At 63.5% G+C, this 13,791-nt stretch carries 13 protein-coding genes; all 13 read right to left on the bottom strand.

Features of this window, described 5'->3' with window-relative positions; all coding sequences use genetic code 11:
- Window positions 1-4: 4 nt before the first annotated feature.
- The 13 genes from ureC to AB4O25_RS21575 all read right to left on the bottom strand — a co-directional run bounded on the left by ureC (window position 5) and on the right by AB4O25_RS21575 (window position 13,742).
- Window positions 5-1,705: an urease subunit alpha gene (gene ureC / locus AB4O25_RS21515; RefSeq protein WP_017526373.1), complete on the bottom strand. Its 1,701-nt coding sequence runs from the start codon at window positions 1,703-1,705 to the stop codon at window positions 5-7.
- 66 nt (window positions 1,706-1,771) lie between these two features.
- Window positions 1,772-2,077 carry an urease subunit beta gene (locus AB4O25_RS21520; protein WP_017526372.1) on the bottom strand — a complete coding sequence of 102 codons (306 nt, stop codon included), beginning with the start codon at window positions 2,075-2,077 and terminating at the stop codon, window positions 1,772-1,774.
- The gene (locus tag AB4O25_RS21525) at window positions 2,074-2,607 is read right to left on the bottom strand and encodes a GNAT family N-acetyltransferase (protein ID WP_116079041.1); all 534 of its coding nucleotides are present in this window, start codon (window positions 2,605-2,607) and stop codon (window positions 2,074-2,076) included. The genes AB4O25_RS21520 and AB4O25_RS21525 overlap by 4 nt, the downstream gene beginning before the upstream one ends.
- Before the next feature lie 5 nt (window positions 2,608-2,612).
- Window positions 2,613-3,125: a GNAT family N-acetyltransferase gene (locus AB4O25_RS21530; RefSeq protein ID WP_017527909.1), complete on the bottom strand. Its 513-nt coding sequence runs from the start codon at window positions 3,123-3,125 to the stop codon at window positions 2,613-2,615.
- A gap of 9 nt (window positions 3,126-3,134) precedes the next feature.
- Window positions 3,135-3,437 (bottom strand): urease subunit gamma, encoded by a 303-nt coding sequence (ureA, locus tag AB4O25_RS21535; protein ID WP_003171437.1) that lies wholly within the window; start codon window positions 3,435-3,437, stop codon window positions 3,135-3,137.
- 174 nt (window positions 3,438-3,611) lie between these two features.
- Window positions 3,612-4,451, bottom strand: a complete 840-nt coding sequence (locus AB4O25_RS21540; protein ID WP_017527908.1) for an urease accessory protein UreD — start codon at window positions 4,449-4,451, stop codon at window positions 3,612-3,614.
- Window positions 4,452-4,482: 31 nt separating this feature from the next.
- Entirely contained in the window at window positions 4,483-5,181 is a 699-nt protein-coding gene (urtE, locus tag AB4O25_RS21545) for an urea ABC transporter ATP-binding subunit UrtE (protein WP_017527907.1), read from the bottom strand.
- A gap of 58 nt (window positions 5,182-5,239) precedes the next feature.
- Window positions 5,240-6,073: an urea ABC transporter ATP-binding protein UrtD gene (gene urtD / locus AB4O25_RS21550; RefSeq protein ID WP_017527906.1), complete on the bottom strand. Its 834-nt coding sequence runs from the start codon at window positions 6,071-6,073 to the stop codon at window positions 5,240-5,242.
- The gene (gene urtC / locus AB4O25_RS21555) at window positions 6,070-7,137 is read right to left on the bottom strand and encodes an urea ABC transporter permease subunit UrtC (RefSeq protein WP_017527905.1); all 1,068 of its coding nucleotides are present in this window, start codon (window positions 7,135-7,137) and stop codon (window positions 6,070-6,072) included. Before urtC ends, urtD begins: the two co-directional genes overlap by 4 nt.
- Entirely contained in the window at window positions 7,137-8,639 is a 1,503-nt protein-coding gene (gene urtB, locus AB4O25_RS21560) for an urea ABC transporter permease subunit UrtB (protein ID WP_460149962.1), read from the bottom strand. Before urtB ends, urtC begins: the two co-directional genes overlap by 1 nt.
- Before the next feature lie 72 nt (window positions 8,640-8,711).
- Window positions 8,712-9,977, bottom strand: a complete 1,266-nt coding sequence (gene urtA, locus AB4O25_RS21565; RefSeq protein ID WP_026067266.1) for an urea ABC transporter substrate-binding protein — start codon at window positions 9,975-9,977, stop codon at window positions 8,712-8,714.
- Between the two features lie 205 nt (window positions 9,978-10,182).
- Entirely contained in the window at window positions 10,183-11,565 is a 1,383-nt protein-coding gene (locus AB4O25_RS21570; protein WP_017527902.1) for a PepSY-associated TM helix domain-containing protein, read from the bottom strand.
- Between the two features lie 116 nt (window positions 11,566-11,681).
- The gene (locus AB4O25_RS21575) at window positions 11,682-13,742 is read right to left on the bottom strand and encodes a TonB-dependent copper receptor (RefSeq protein WP_065879426.1); all 2,061 of its coding nucleotides are present in this window, start codon (window positions 13,740-13,742) and stop codon (window positions 11,682-11,684) included.
- Window positions 13,743-13,791: the final 49 nt, after the last annotated feature.

Raw genomic sequence — 13,791 nt, forward strand, 5'->3', positions numbered from 1 at the left:
TAAGTCAGAACAGGAAGTAACGCTGCGCCATCGGCAGTACGTCAGCCGGTTCACACCACAGCAACACCCCATCCGCCTTGACCTGATACGTCTGTGGGTCGACCTCGATATCCGGCAGGTAATCGTTGTGGATCAGGTCGCTTTTCTGCACGTCGCGACACCCCTTCACCACCGCGATCTGTTTCTTCAAACCCAAGGCTTCCGGCAAGCCGGCCTCCAGTGCGGCCTGGCTGATGAACGTCAGGCTGGTGGCGTGCAGCGAGCTGCCGAAGCTGGCGAACATCGGGCGGTAGTGCACCGGTTGCGGCGTTGGGATCGAGGCATTGGCGTCGCCCATCAGGCTTGAGGCAATCGCGCCGCCCTTGAGGATCAGGGTCGGCTTGATGCCGAAAAACGCCGGGCGCCACAGCACCAGGTCGGCCCACTTGCCCACCTCGATGGAGCCGACGATGTGGCTGATGCCGTGGGTGATCGCCGGGTTGATGGTGTATTTGGCGATGTAGCGCTTGGCGCGGAAGTTGTCGTTACCCGCGCCGTCGCCGGGCAAGGCGCCGCGTTGCTTTTTCATCTTGTCGGCGGTCTGCCAGGTACGCGTGATCACCTCGCCGACGCGGCCCATGGCCTGGCTGTCGGAGCTGATCATCGAGAACGCGCCGAGGTCATGCAGGATATCTTCGGCGGCGATGGTCTCGCGGCGGATGCGGCTTTCGGCGAAGGCCACGTCCTCGGCGATGCTTGGGTCCAGGTGATGGCAGACCATCAACATGTCCAGGTGCTCGTCGATGGTGTTGCGCGTAAACGGTCGCGTTGGGTTGGTTGAGCTGGGCAACACGTTGGGGAAGCCGCAGGCCTTGATGATGTCTGGCGCGTGGCCGCCGCCGGCGCCCTCGGTGTGATAGGTGTGGATGGTGCGCCCCTTGAGCGCGGCGAGGGTGGTTTCGACGAAGCCGGATTCGTTGAGCGTGTCGCTGTGGATCGCCACCTGCACGTCGTACCTGTCGGCGACGCTCAGGCAGTTGTCGATGCTGGCGGGCGTGGTGCCCCAGTCTTCATGCAGCTTCAAGCCGATGGCGCCGGCCTTGACCTGCTCGACCAACGGCTCCGGCAGGCTGGCGTTGCCCTTGCCGGTAAAGCCGATGTTCATCGGGAACGAATCGCTGGCCTGCAGCATGCGCGCCAGGTGCCAGGGGCCCGAGGTGCAGGTGGTGGCGTTGGTACCGGTAGCCGGCCCCGTGCCGCCGCCGATCATGGTGGTCACGCCGCTGGTCAGTGCTTCTTCAATCTGCTGCGGGCAGATGAAATGCACGTGGCTGTCGATGCCGCCGGCGGTGAGGATCATGCCTTCGCCGGCAATCACTTCGGTGCTGGCGCCGATAGCCATGGTCACGCCTGGCTGGATGTCCGGGTTACCGGCTTTGCCGATCGCGTGAATACGCCCGTTTTTCAAGCCGACGTCGGCCTTGACGATGCCCCAGTGGTCGATGATCAGCGCGTTGGTGATCAGGGTGTCGACCACTTCATGGGCAAGCAACTGGCTTTGGCCCTGGCCGTCGCGGATCACCTTGCCGCCACCGAATTTGACTTCTTCGCCGTAGACGGTGAAGTCCTGTTCCACTTCGACGAACAATTCGGTGTCGGCCAGGCGCACCTTGTCACCGACGGTGGGGCCGTACATGTCGGCGTAGGCTTGGCGGCTGATTTTCATAGGGTTGTCCTGAAAAATGTGTGTTGAATATGAGGCCGCTATCGGGGGCTTGCTCCCGATGAGGCCCTAAAGGTCGCCCATGATCCGACCGGCAAACCCAAACACCCGCCGCCCACCACTCAAATCCACCAACTCCACCTCGCGGCTCTGCCCCGGCTCAAACCGCACCGCAGTCCCCGCCGGAATGTTCAAGCGCATGCCCCGGCTGGCGGCACGGTCAAACGTCAGCGCGTCATTGGTTTCAAAAAAATGGTAATGCGAACCCACCTGGATCGGCCGGTCGCCGCTGTTGGCCACGCTCAGGATGATGGTGCGGCGGCCGACGTTGAGTTCGATCTCGCCGGGCTGGATGCGGTATTGGCCAGGAATCATGCAGGTTGCCCCAGGGTCTTGAAGTAGATGGCGGTCGGGCTGTAGCGCCCGTCCGGGCTTTGGCAGTAATCGGGCAGTTCACCGATCTTGGTGTAGCGCAGCGCCTGGTAGAAGGCTTCCGCCGCAGAGCCGGCTTCGGTGTCCAGGTACAGCAGGCCGCGTTTGTGTTGGCGCGCGGCGAGTTCCAGCGCGTGCATCAATTGCTGGCCCAGGCCATGGCGCCGGGCGCTGCTGTGCACCAGCAGTTTTTGCACCTCGGCACGGTTCAGGCCATTGGCTTTCTGGCACAGCGCCAATTGCACGCTGGCCTGCACCTGTTCATCGCGCACCACCACCCACAACAGCAAGCCGGCGTCTTCGATACCGGCTTGCACGCCGCTCAAATAAGCGCGGGCCTGGGCGTCATCGAAGTCAGCCATGAAACCCACCGAGGCGCCATGCTTCACCGCGTCCAGCAACAGTTCGATCAAGCCCTGGCGGTAATGGGCAAAGCTTTCAGCATGGACTCGACGCAGTTGTGCAGCGCTCATCGATCTCACTCCTTGGGCGGTTCGGCGCCCGGGTTCAAGGCCAGTTGCATAAAGGTCAGGTCGAGCCAGCGGCCAAACTTGATGCCCACTCGCGGCATCTGCCCGGTGGTGACGAACCCCAGGCGCTCATGCAGGCGGATCGAGGCCTGGTTGCCGCTTTCGATGGCGGCGACCATCACGTACTTGCCGGCGGCGCGCGCGCGTTCGATCAAGACTTGCATCAGGCGCGGGCCCAGGCCTTTGCCGCGCTGGTCGTTACGCACGTACACCGAGTGCTCGACGCTGTAGCGGAAGCCTTCGAAGGGCCGCCAATCGCCGAACGAGGCGTAGCCGGTGACCTCATCGTTTTCCACCGCCACCAGAATCGGGTAGCCCTGGGCCTGGCGCGCGCTGAACCAGGCCTGGCGGTTGGCCAGGTCCACCGGTTGCTCGTTCCAGATCGCCGTGGTGTTGCACACCGCGTCGTTGTAGATGTCGCGAATGGCGGGAAGGTCCTTTTCGGTTGCATCACGAATCATGGCCGGGCCTCAGGCAATCGGTTGGTGGACGGTGACCAGCTTGGTGCCGTCCGGGAAGGTGGCTTCCACCTGGATATCCGGGATCATTTCCGGGATGCCTTCCATCACCTGTTCGCGGCTGAGCAGGGTGGTGCCGTAGTGCATCAGGTCGGCCACAGTGCGGCCATCGCGGGCACCTTCCATCAGCGCGGCGCTGATGTAGGCGATGGTTTCCGGGTAGTTGAGCTTCACACCGCGCGCCAGGCGACGCTCGGCCACCAGGCCTGCGGTGAAGATCAACAGCTTGTCTTTTTCCCGTGGGGTGAGGTCCATGGTTCAAGGTCCTTTAAATGCATTCTTAAATACAGTGGAGATCAAATGTGGAGGGGCGGTGCGACGATTCGACTTGCTCCCGATGGCGATGGATCAGTGACAGATTTATTGCATGACACTCAGCTATCGGGAGCACGTCGAATCGTCGCACCGCCCCCTCCCACATTTTGATCTTCATGTGCTCCAGATTCGTGGTGCGACGGCTTCGCGCCCAAGTGCCGCCGGACGCAACAGCCGCCATAAATCAATCAACCATCCCCGCGCCAGCAGCGCTTCACCGGCCAGGCAACGCGCCACCAGCAAGCCGGGCAGTTGGGTCAGGTCGCCGCGTACGGCGTTCGGCAGCGCGCGACATTGTTCAAGCAACTGAGCAGGGATGTCGCCGGTGACCAGCAACGTGGCGAACACCGGTTGCCCATCCAGTCCGATCGGTGAGTCGAGCAAGCCATCGCCGCCGACGATGCGCTGGCGTTCATGCCAGAGCAACCGACCGTCGCGGCGGATATCCAAATGGGCTTGAAAATGGCCCAGGTCGAAGCGCTCGCCACTGGCTGGGCGACCCAGGGCGACCACATCCCAGTAGAACAGGCGGGCGTCGCCTTGCAGGTCAATGCGCGTGGTGAGTTCGGCCTGGGCGGCGCTGAATACGATGGTTTCCTGGGGCAGCCATTCCAGCGTGGCGCCCGCTGCGACGCGCAGGTCGAGGTGCTGATACGCAGGGCCCTTGGCGCGATACCACTTGGCTGCGCCGGGGCTGGTCAATTGGGCCCAGGCACCTTCGGCGACATGGGCGCTGATAGCCAGGCGATCCCCGCCGGCAATGCCGCCGGGCGGGTGCACGATGATGTGCTGGCACACCTCGGGGCCTTCGGCATACAGGTGCTTTTGCACGCGCAGCGGGCCGAGGTGGCGGCGCATCACCGGGCGCGTGGTGTCGCCGAAACGCGCGTAGCCGAGTTCCAGCTCGGCGTGCCAGCTGGGGGTGAACAAGGCAGAGGAAACGGGCAGGTTCATGGTTGGGTGCTTATCGTCAGGACGCTACAGATTAGATCGTTACCAGGCCGCGCACACCGTCGCTTTGCATATTTTCGCCACGGCCCTGCTGCACGATTTCACCCCGCGACATCACCAGGTACTGGTCGGCCAGTTCGGCGGCGAAGTCATAGAACTGCTCCACCAACAGAATCGCCATGTCGCCGCGTGCCGCGAGCTGTTTGATCACTGCGCCGATCTCCTTGATCACCGACGGCTGGATGCCTTCGGTGGGTTCGTCGAGGATCAACAGGCGCGGGCGGCTGGCCAGGGCACGGCCGATGGCCAGCTGCTGTTGTTGCCCGCCGGACAAGTCACCGCCGCGCCGATGCTTCATCTGCAGCAGCACCGGGAACAGCTCGTAGATAAACGCCGGCACCTCTTTGGCCTCCGAGCCAGGGAAGCGCGACAGGCCCATCAGCAGGTTTTCTTCTACCGTCAGGCGCCCGAAAATCTCGCGACCCTGGGGCACGTAGGCGATCCCTGCATGCACGCGCTGGTGTGGCTTGAAACCGGTAATGGCGCGACCTTCCCAATTCACCGCGCCCTCTTTGGCCGGCAGCAACCCCATCAGGCACTTGAGCAGGGTGGTCTTGCCCACGCCGTTACGGCCGAGCAGGCAGGTCACTTCGCCGATCTTCACGTCAAACGACAGCCCGCGCAGGATGTGGCTACCGCCGTAGTACTGGTGCAATTTTTCGACTTGCAGCATACCCAAATTCTCCTCAAATCCTTTGTGGGAGGGGGCTGGCAAGCCCCCTTCCAGCAAGTCAGCGGCCGAGGTACACCTCGATCACCCGCTCGTTTTCCTGCACCTGTTCCAGCGACCCCTCGGCCAGCACGCTGCCCTGGTGCAACACGGTCACGTGGTCGGCAATCGAGCCGACAAAGCCCATGTCGTGTTCCACCACCATCAGCGAATGCTTGCCCGCCAGGCGTTTGAACAGCTCGGCGGTGAACTCGGTTTCGGCGTCGGTCATGCCCGCCACCGGTTCATCCAGCAGCAACAGCTGCGGGTCCTGCATCAACAGCATGCCGATTTCCAAAAACTGCTTCTGGCCGTGGGACAGCAGGCCGGCAGGGCGCTGTACCGATGCGGTGAGGCGAATGGTGTCGAGCACTTCTTCGATACGGTCTTTCTGTTCGCCGCTCAGGCGCGCGCGCAGGCTGGCCCACACCGACTTGTCGGTGTTCTGCGCCAGCTCCAGGTTTTCGAACACGCTGAGGGCTTCGAACACCGTGGGCTTCTGGAACTTGCGGCCGATGCCGGCCTGGGCGATCTGCACTTCACTCATGCCGGTGAGGTCCAGGGTTTCGCCGAACCAGGCGTTGCCGTGGCTGGGTCGGGTCTTGCCGGTGATCACGTCCATCAGCGTGGTCTTGCCCGCGCCGTTGGGGCCGATGATGCAGCGCAGTTCGCCGACGCCGATGTACAGGTTGAGGTCGTTGAGCGCCTTGAAACCATCGAAGCTGACGCTGATGTCTTCCAGGGTCAGGATCGTGCCATGGCGCGTGTTGAGGCCCTTGCCTGCAGCCTGGCCGATGCCGATCGCATCACGGCCGCTGCCTGCATCGAAAATAGGTTCAAGCATGACGTTCCTCATTTCTTCAGCAGGCCGATAACGCCCTTGGGCAGGTACAGGGTGACGATGATGAACAACGCCCCGAGGAAGAACAGCCAGTATTCCGGGAAGGCCACGGTGAACCAGCTCTTCATGCCATTGACCACCCCGGCGCCGAGCAAGGGGCCGATCAGCGTGCCGCGCCCGCCCAGGGCCACCCACACGGCGGCTTCGATGGAGTTGGTCGGCGACATTTCGCTGGGGTTGATGATGCCCACCTGCGGCACATACAAAGCCCCGGCCAAGCCGCACAACACGGCGCTCAACACCCACACGAACAGCTTGAAACCACGCGGGTCGTAGCCGCAGAACATCAGGCGGTTCTCGGCATCGCGCAGGGCAGTCAGCACGCGGCCGAACTTGCTTTGCGCCAGGCGCCAGCCGATGTACAGGCTCGCCACCAGCAGCAGCACCGTGGCGGTAAACAGCACGGCGCGCGTACCCGGCTCGGTGATGCCAAAGCCCAGAATGCTGCGAAAGTTGGTAAAGCCGTTATTGCCGCCAAACCCGGTCTCGTTGCGAAAGAACAGCAGCATCCCGGCAAAGGTCAGGGCCTGGGTCATGATCGAGAAATACACGCCCTTGATCCGCGAGCGGAAGGCGAAGAAGCCGAACACCAACGCCAGCAACCCCGGCGCCAATACCACCAGGCACAGGGCCCACAGGAAGTGGTCGGTGCCGGCCCAATACCAGGGCAGTTCGGTCCACGATAAAAACGTCATGAACGCCGGTAACTCACTGCCGGCGGCCTGGCGCATCAGGTACATGCCCATCGCATAACCGCCCAGGGCAAAAAACAGCCCGTGGCCCAGGGACAGCATCCCGGCATAACCCCACACCAGGTCCAGGGCCAGCGCGACGATGGCGTAGCAGAGGATCTTGCCCACCAGCGTCAGGGTGTACGCCGACACGTGCAGCGGGTTTTGCGGCGACAGCAGCGAGCACAACGGCAACGCCAGCAGCAGGATCAGCACGATCACACCGACGGTAATCGTCGCCTTGGGGCCGGCCTTTTGTGCGGCCGTAAGCATCAATGGCTGGTTCATCAGTCGATCACCCGTCCTTTCAGTGCGAAGAGTCCCTGCGGGCGTTTCTGGATAAACAGAATGATCAGCGCGAGGATCAGGATCTTGCCGAGCACGGCTCCGATCTGCGGCTCAAGAATTTTGTTGGCGATGCCCAACCCGAAGGCCGCCGTGACACTGCCGGCCAGTTGGCCGACACCGCCGAGCACCACCACCAGGAACGAGTCGATGATGTAGCTCTGGCCAAGGTCCGGCCCGACGTTGCCGATCTGGCTCAGCGCCACGCCGCCCAGGCCGGCGATGCCGGAGCCGAGGCCAAAGGCGAGCATGTCCACGCGCCCGGTGGGCACGCCGCAGCAGGCGGCCATGTTGCGGTTCTGGGTGACCGCGCGCACGTTCAGGCCCAGGCGAGTCTTGTTCAGCAGCAGCCACGTGAGTACCACCACAAACAACGCAAAGGCGATGATCACGATGCGGTTGTACGGCAGCACCAGGTTGGGCAGCACCTGGATGCCACCGGACAACCATTGCGGGTTGGCCACCTCGACGTTCTGCGCGCCGAACACCAGGCGCACCAGTTGGATCAGCATCAGGCTGATGCCCCAGGTGGCGAGCAGGGTTTCCAGTGGCCGGCCGTACAGGTGGCGGATCACCGTACGTTCCAGCGCCATGCCGATGGCGGCGGTCACAAAAAACGCCACCGGCAGCGCCACCAGCGGGTAGAACTCGATGGCTGCGGGTACGTAGCGCTGCATCAGTAACTGCACCACGTACGTGGAGTAGGCGCCGAGCATCAGCATCTCGCCGTGGGCCATGTTGATCACGCCGAGCAGTCCGAAGGTGATCGCCAGGCCCAGCGCGGCCAGCAGCAGGATCGACCCCAGGGACATGCCGCTGAACGCCTGGCCGAGGATCTCGCCCATCATCAGTTTGCGTTTGACCTGGGCCAGGCTGGTTTCGGCGGCGGTGTGCACGCCGGCATCGGTTTCGACGCCGGGCGCGAGCAGGGCTTCCAGGCGCGTGCGGGCCAGCGGGTCGCCGGTGCTGCCAAGCAAACGCACGGCGGCCAGGCGCACCACCGGGTCGGGGTCGACCAATTGCAGGTTGGCCAGCGCCAGGCTCAGCGCGGTGTGCACGCCTTCATCGGTTTCGGCGGCGACGCGCTGGTCGAGGAATTTGAGCTGCGCCGGTTGTGCGCTTTTTTGCAGGGTTTGCGCGGCGGTCAAACGGACCTTGGGGTCGGCGGCGAGCAGTTGCTGACTGGCTTGCACGTTATCGATCAGGCCGCGCAGGCGGTTGTTCAGGCGCACGGTTTTGGTTTCGCCGTTGAGCGTGAGCTGGCCTTGCTGCAGGGCGTCCACCAGCTCGATGCGCGCCGGGTCGGGGTTGGCGGCCCAATCCTGAAGGAGTTTGGCTTGTTGCGCCGGGTTGGCGGCCAGGAAGTCTTCGGCGTCGCTTGCGTGTACCGCCAAAGGCAGTAACAGCAGCAGTGCCAGGAAATAGCGATGGAGGGCAGCGGGCATAAACAAATGTCCTAGTCGTGCCGGACAGTGTGGGAAGAGGATCGCCCCCTCCCACATTTGGCCTGGGGGGCTTTAGTTGCTCTTCACCGCATAGTCCGGCTTTTTGTCATTGCCAGGGATGTACGGGCTCCACGGCTGCGCGCGGATCGGCTCCTGGGTCTGCCACACCACCGAGAACTGCCCGTCGGCCTGGATCTCGCCGATCATCACCGGCTTGTGCAGGTGGTGGTTGGTCTTGTCCATGGTCAGGGTGAAGCCCGACGGTGCGGCGAAGGTCTGGCCGGCCAGCGCTTCACGCACTTTGTCGACGTCGGTGGACTTGGCTTTCTCGGCCGCCTGCGCCCACATGTGGATGCCCACGTAGGTGGCTTCCATCGGGTCGTTGGTCACGGCTTTGTCGGCGCCCGGCAGGTTGTGTTTCTTGGCGTAGGCCTTCCAGTCGGCGACGAACTTTTTGTTCACCGGGTTCTCCACCGACTGGAAGTAGTTCCAGGCGGCGAGGTTGCCTACCAGCGGCTTGGTGTCGATGCCGCGCAGTTCTTCTTCGCCGACGGAGAAGGCCACCACCGGCACGTCGGTGGCCTTCAAGCCTTGGTTGGCCAGTTCTTTGTAGAACGGCACGTTGGAGTCGCCGTTCACGGTGGAAATCACCGCGGTCTTGCCGCCGGCGGAGAATTTTTTGATGTTGGCGACGATGGTCTGGTAATCGGCGTGGCCGAACGGGGTGTAGACCTCTTCGATGTCTTTATCCGCCACGCCTTTGGAATGCAGGAACGAACGCAGGATCTTGTTGGTGGTGCGCGGGTACACGTAGTCGGTGCCCAACAGGAAGAAACGCTTGGCGCCGCCGCCTTCTTCGCTCATCAGGTATTCCACCGCCGGGATCGCCTGCTGGTTCGGCGCCGCGCCGGTGTAGAACACGTTCGGCGACATCTCTTCGCCTTCGTATTGCACCGGGTAGAACAACAGGCCGTTGAGTTCTTCGAACACCGGCAACACGGATTTGCGCGACACCGAGGTCCAGCAGCCGAACACCACGGCGACTTTATCCTGGGTCAGCAACTGCCGGCCTTTTTCGGCGAACAGCGGCCAGTTGGACGCAGGGTCGACGACTACGGGCTCGAGCATTTTTCCGTTCACGCCACCCTTGGCGTTGATTTCATCGATGGTCATCAACGCCATGTCTTTAAGCGACGTTTCGGAGATGGCCATGGTGCCGGACAGCGAGTGCAGGATGCCGACCTTGATGGTCTCGGCGGCCTGGATAGTCCAGGTCATGCCCATGGCGGCAATGGATGCCGACAAAGTGAAAGCCTTGATCAAGCTGCGACGCTTCATGGTGCGATCTCCGAGTGCCTGAGTGTTGTTGTGGGTCAGATACTGGAGTGATTGCAAAGGCTGTGCCCGCTCGGGCCAGCCCTTGAATCCGGTGCTGCGCACCGCGATGAGCGCCAGACCCTGCACCGATTCGGCGCCTGGATCCGGCGATGGTGCGCAGCGGGCACCGCGCTGGTGCGTTAGCGAGCGATTGGCGTTGCCTGGCTTATGCCTGATCGGTGGCGGGCGCGCGCTGGCCGAAAAAGCGCGCCAACACCAGGCGATCCAACGCCCACACCGCGATCAGCGAGGCGCCCACCAGCGGGAAAACAATCGCCAGGCCGAGCATGATCAGCATCGCGGTTTTCCACTTGGGCAGGTCATGGCGCAACGGCGGAACGCCCAGGCCGCCCTGGGGCCTGCGCTTCCACCAGATCACCACGCCGCTGACGGCGCTGAGCAGAATCATCAGGCAGATCAACAGCACGATCAGTTGGTTGACCCAGCCGAACATCTTGCCCTCGTGCAGCATCACGCCGGTTTCGGTGGCGCGGGCGACAAGGTTGTAGTGCGCCCAACGCACATCGGCCAGGACCTTGCCGGTGTACTGGTCCACATGCAGGGTGGCATCAAAGCGCGGGTCGTCGGCGAACACGGCGATGGTGAACACGCCTTCGGCGGTGGTGGGGAAGGTGATGCTGTAGCCGGGCTCGACTTTGTGCGCGGTGGCCAGGTCCACTACTTGTTGCAGTCGCAGGGTGGGGGCGGCGGGAGCGGAATGCATGGCGCCGTGGTTCATGTGCTCGGCGTGGTCGCCGGACATCGGCATCGGCGTGTTTTCCATGGCCCAGGGAACGGTCTGTTGCGTCGCGGTGTTGAGCACCCGCGCTTGCTGGTCGGACTGCGGCACGTTGTTCCACATGGCGGCTGGAAAGCGGTTCCACAGGTCGGCGTATTGCTTGCCCCACAAGCCGGTCCAGGTCATGCCGCTGAGCAGCATCACCAGCAAAAACGCAGCGCCCCAGAAGCCCGCGACCGCATGCATATCGCGCCAGAACACTCGGCCACGACTGTTAATGCGCGGCCACAATACCCCGGCCGACGACTTGCCGCGCGGCCACCACAGGTACAGGCCGGACACGACGAGCATCACGCCCCAGCCGGCGGCGAGTTCCACCAGGCGGTCGCCGGTGGTGCCGATCATCAGCTCGCCGTGCAGGGCTCGGGCGATGGCTTGCAGGTTGTATTTTGCGTCCTGTTCGCCGAGCACCGTGCCGCGATAGGGGTCGACGAATACGGTGATTTCCCGGCCGCCGTTGTGCATCACGAACTGCGCGCTGCGGGTGGCGTCCACCGGGGGCAGGTACTTGCTGATTGCGCCCTGAGGGTAGGCGGCCTTGGCGCGTTGCAGTTGTTCGTCGGCGCTCAATGTGTGTTCGGCGGCGGGGACGGTCAGCAGGTGGCCGTACATCAACGGGTCGAGTTGGGGTTTGAACAGGTAGATGATGCCGGTGATTGCCAGCAGCACCATGAAGGGGGCGACGAAGAGCCCGGCGTAGAAGTGCCAGCGCCAGGCCAGGTTGTAGAAGGAGATTTTTTGCTTGTTCATCATCGGGCTCCGCAAGGCTTTGAGTTTTTTGTGTCAGGTACACCGTCATCGGGGGCAAGCCCCCTCCCACATTTGGGAGGTATTCCAATGTGGGAGCTGGCTTGCCGGCGATGCGTTTAGAAGCTCATGTCCACCTTGGTCCAAAGGGTTCGGCCGGGCTCCTTGATGGCCTGCGGATCGCTGGCCGGGTAGCCGAACCCGGCGTTGCCCGCCAGGTTCAGGTGCTCGGCATAGGCTTTGCCGAACAGGTTGTCGACGCCGGTGCTGACCTTGAAGTGTTTATTGAGGCGGTACGCGGCGTTCAGCGAAAACACGCCAAAGCCGCCGCTCTTGTCGTAGTCCTTGCCGACCACATTGCCCTTGTTCGGGTCGATGCGGTGTTGCGCGGCGACCACCCGCCAGAGGGCGCCGGCGCTCCAGTCGTCTTCGCTGTAGGTGAGGCCCAGGCGTGTGTCCAGCGGCGGCATTTGCGGCAGGGGCTTGCCGTCGCTGCTGTTCTTGCCCCAGGCGTAGGCGAGGCTGGCGTCGGCTTTCCAGTGGCGCGTCAGCTTGTATGCCGCACCCAGTTCGCCGCCCATGATGCGCGCGTCGACATTGCGCGCCTGGGAGGTGGTGCCCATCCTGCCGGCCCGGTAGTCGAACAGGATGAAGTCACGCACCTGGCCCACATAGCCCGAGGCCCAGGCTTCGAGGTCGGCGGCTTTGTATTGCGCGCCGAAGTCGAGTTGGGTGGTTTTCTCCGGTTTCACCCCGTCGAAGGCATTCACTGAGCCTGCCGCGCCGGTGTTGGGGGAGAACAGTTCCCAGTAGTCCGGGAACCGTTCGGCGTGGCCCAGGCCGGCGTAGAGCGTGGTGGGGGTGTCGGCCAGGTCGTGCTCGTAACGCATGAAGCCCGAGGGCAGGGTGTCTGCGCGGCTATTGTCGGCGGTCGGGTTTGGGCGGGTGCTCATGCCGGAGCCGAGGGTTTGGCGAAAATCCTTGGCCGAGGCGCGGTCCAGGCGCGCGCCGCTGATCAGGCGGTCGCGGTCGGCGGCGTACCAGGTCAGTTCACCGAACACGCCGTAGTTGTGGAAGTTGGCGTCCTTGGTGCGCGGCAGGTCTTTGTAGGTGTCGATGCCCATGCTGCTGCGTGCGCGGTGTTCATTGGTCTGTGCATCCAGGCCGCTGATCAACTGCAGATCGGCCCAGCGCCAGGTGGCTTTGACCCGCGCGCCGAGGGTGCGACGGTCAACGTTGGAGGCCATGGGCCCGGCCATCATCCCGGTGCCCGAGGGCGTGCGCAGGCTGTAGTTGTCCATCACGTGGTCGGCGTAGTTGTAGTAGACCTGGGCCTCGACCTTGTCCAGCACCTCGCCGATATTCGATTTTTCGAAGCGCAGGCCCAGGCTTTCGCGCAGGAACTGCGAGCCGTCCATGCCGCGCCCGGCGTAGCGTGCTTCGCCATCGCCACGGCCGGCGGTGAGTTCCAGCAGGGTGTCGGCGTCGGGGGTAAAACCCACGGCCACGTCGCCGTTCCATTTGTCGTAGCGTGAGGCGACGGTGTCGTGGTTGCCGTCCTTGTAATCGTCGGCGTGTGCCTGGTTGCCGATCACCCGTACGTAGCCCCGCGGCCCGCCGGCGGCGGCGTCGATGACCTTGTCGAAACGCCCGTTGGAACCGGCCAGCACACTGGCATTGAGCCGCGTGCCCAGCTCGCCGAAGTGTTCCGGCTCGCGCTCGAACAAAATGGTGCCGGCCGAAGCGCCTGGGCCCCAGAGCACGGTTTGCGGGCCCTTGATCACGGTTAGGGTGTCGTAGGTTTCCGGCGAAATGTACGAGGTGGGCGCATCCATGCGGCCGGGGCAGGCGCCGAGCATCATGCTGCCGTTGGTGAGGATGTTCAGGCGCGAGCCGAACATGCCGCGCAGCACCGGGTCGCCATTGGTGCCGCCGTTGCGCACCAGGGCGAAGCCGGGGATGGTCTTGAGGTAGTCGCCGCCATCGCTGGCGGGCACCGGTTGGCGCGGGTCTTTCGGGTCGGTGACCACGGTCAGCGGCGAGCTGGGTGCGATCGCGGTGATCACGGTGGGGCTCAGCTCATGCTCGTCGGCCTGAACCTGTGGCGCCAGGAATGCGCCGCATAAAATGGCGAGCGCAGTGGTACTTCCCAATCGGGTGTCAGCAGAAAACCTGGACATGACAAATTCCATCAATCATTCGTAAACAACACGGCCAGCAGCCTGCGGC

This window comes from Pseudomonas sp. S3_A03, from assembly GCF_054668275.1.

What these genes read in the sequence shown, in the direction of transcription:
- AB4O25_RS21525 (WP_116079041.1), bottom strand. Translation starts at nt 2,607, where the DNA reads ATGAGCGCTGCACAACTGCGTCGAGTCCATGCTGAAAGCTTTGCCCAT.
- urtB (WP_460149962.1), bottom strand. Translation starts at nt 8,639, where the DNA reads ATGCCCGCTGCCCTCCATCGCTATTTCCTGGCACTGCTGCTGTTACTG.
- AB4O25_RS21520 (WP_017526372.1), bottom strand. Translation starts at nt 2,077, where the DNA reads ATGATTCCTGGCCAATACCGCATCCAGCCCGGCGAGATCGAACTCAAC.
- AB4O25_RS21575 (WP_065879426.1), bottom strand. Translation starts at nt 13,742, where the DNA reads ATGTCCAGGTTTTCTGCTGACACCCGATTGGGAAGTACCACTGCGCTC.
- AB4O25_RS21540 (WP_017527908.1), bottom strand. Translation starts at nt 4,451, where the DNA reads ATGAACCTGCCCGTTTCCTCTGCCTTGTTCACCCCCAGCTGGCACGCC.
- AB4O25_RS21530 (WP_017527909.1), bottom strand. Translation starts at nt 3,125, where the DNA reads ATGATTCGTGATGCAACCGAAAAGGACCTTCCCGCCATTCGCGACATC.
- urtD (WP_017527906.1), bottom strand. Translation starts at nt 6,073, where the DNA reads ATGAGGAACGTCATGCTTGAACCTATTTTCGATGCAGGCAGCGGCCGT.
- AB4O25_RS21570 (WP_017527902.1), bottom strand. Translation starts at nt 11,565, where the DNA reads ATGAACAAGCAAAAAATCTCCTTCTACAACCTGGCCTGGCGCTGGCAC.
- urtC (WP_017527905.1), bottom strand. Translation starts at nt 7,137, where the DNA reads ATGAACCAGCCATTGATGCTTACGGCCGCACAAAAGGCCGGCCCCAAG.
- ureA (WP_003171437.1), bottom strand. Translation starts at nt 3,437, where the DNA reads ATGGACCTCACCCCACGGGAAAAAGACAAGCTGTTGATCTTCACCGCA.
- ureC (WP_017526373.1), bottom strand. Translation starts at nt 1,705, where the DNA reads ATGAAAATCAGCCGCCAAGCCTACGCCGACATGTACGGCCCCACCGTC.
- urtA (WP_026067266.1), bottom strand. Translation starts at nt 9,977, where the DNA reads ATGAAGCGTCGCAGCTTGATCAAGGCTTTCACTTTGTCGGCATCCATT.
- urtE (WP_017527907.1), bottom strand. Translation starts at nt 5,181, where the DNA reads ATGCTGCAAGTCGAAAAATTGCACCAGTACTACGGCGGTAGCCACATC.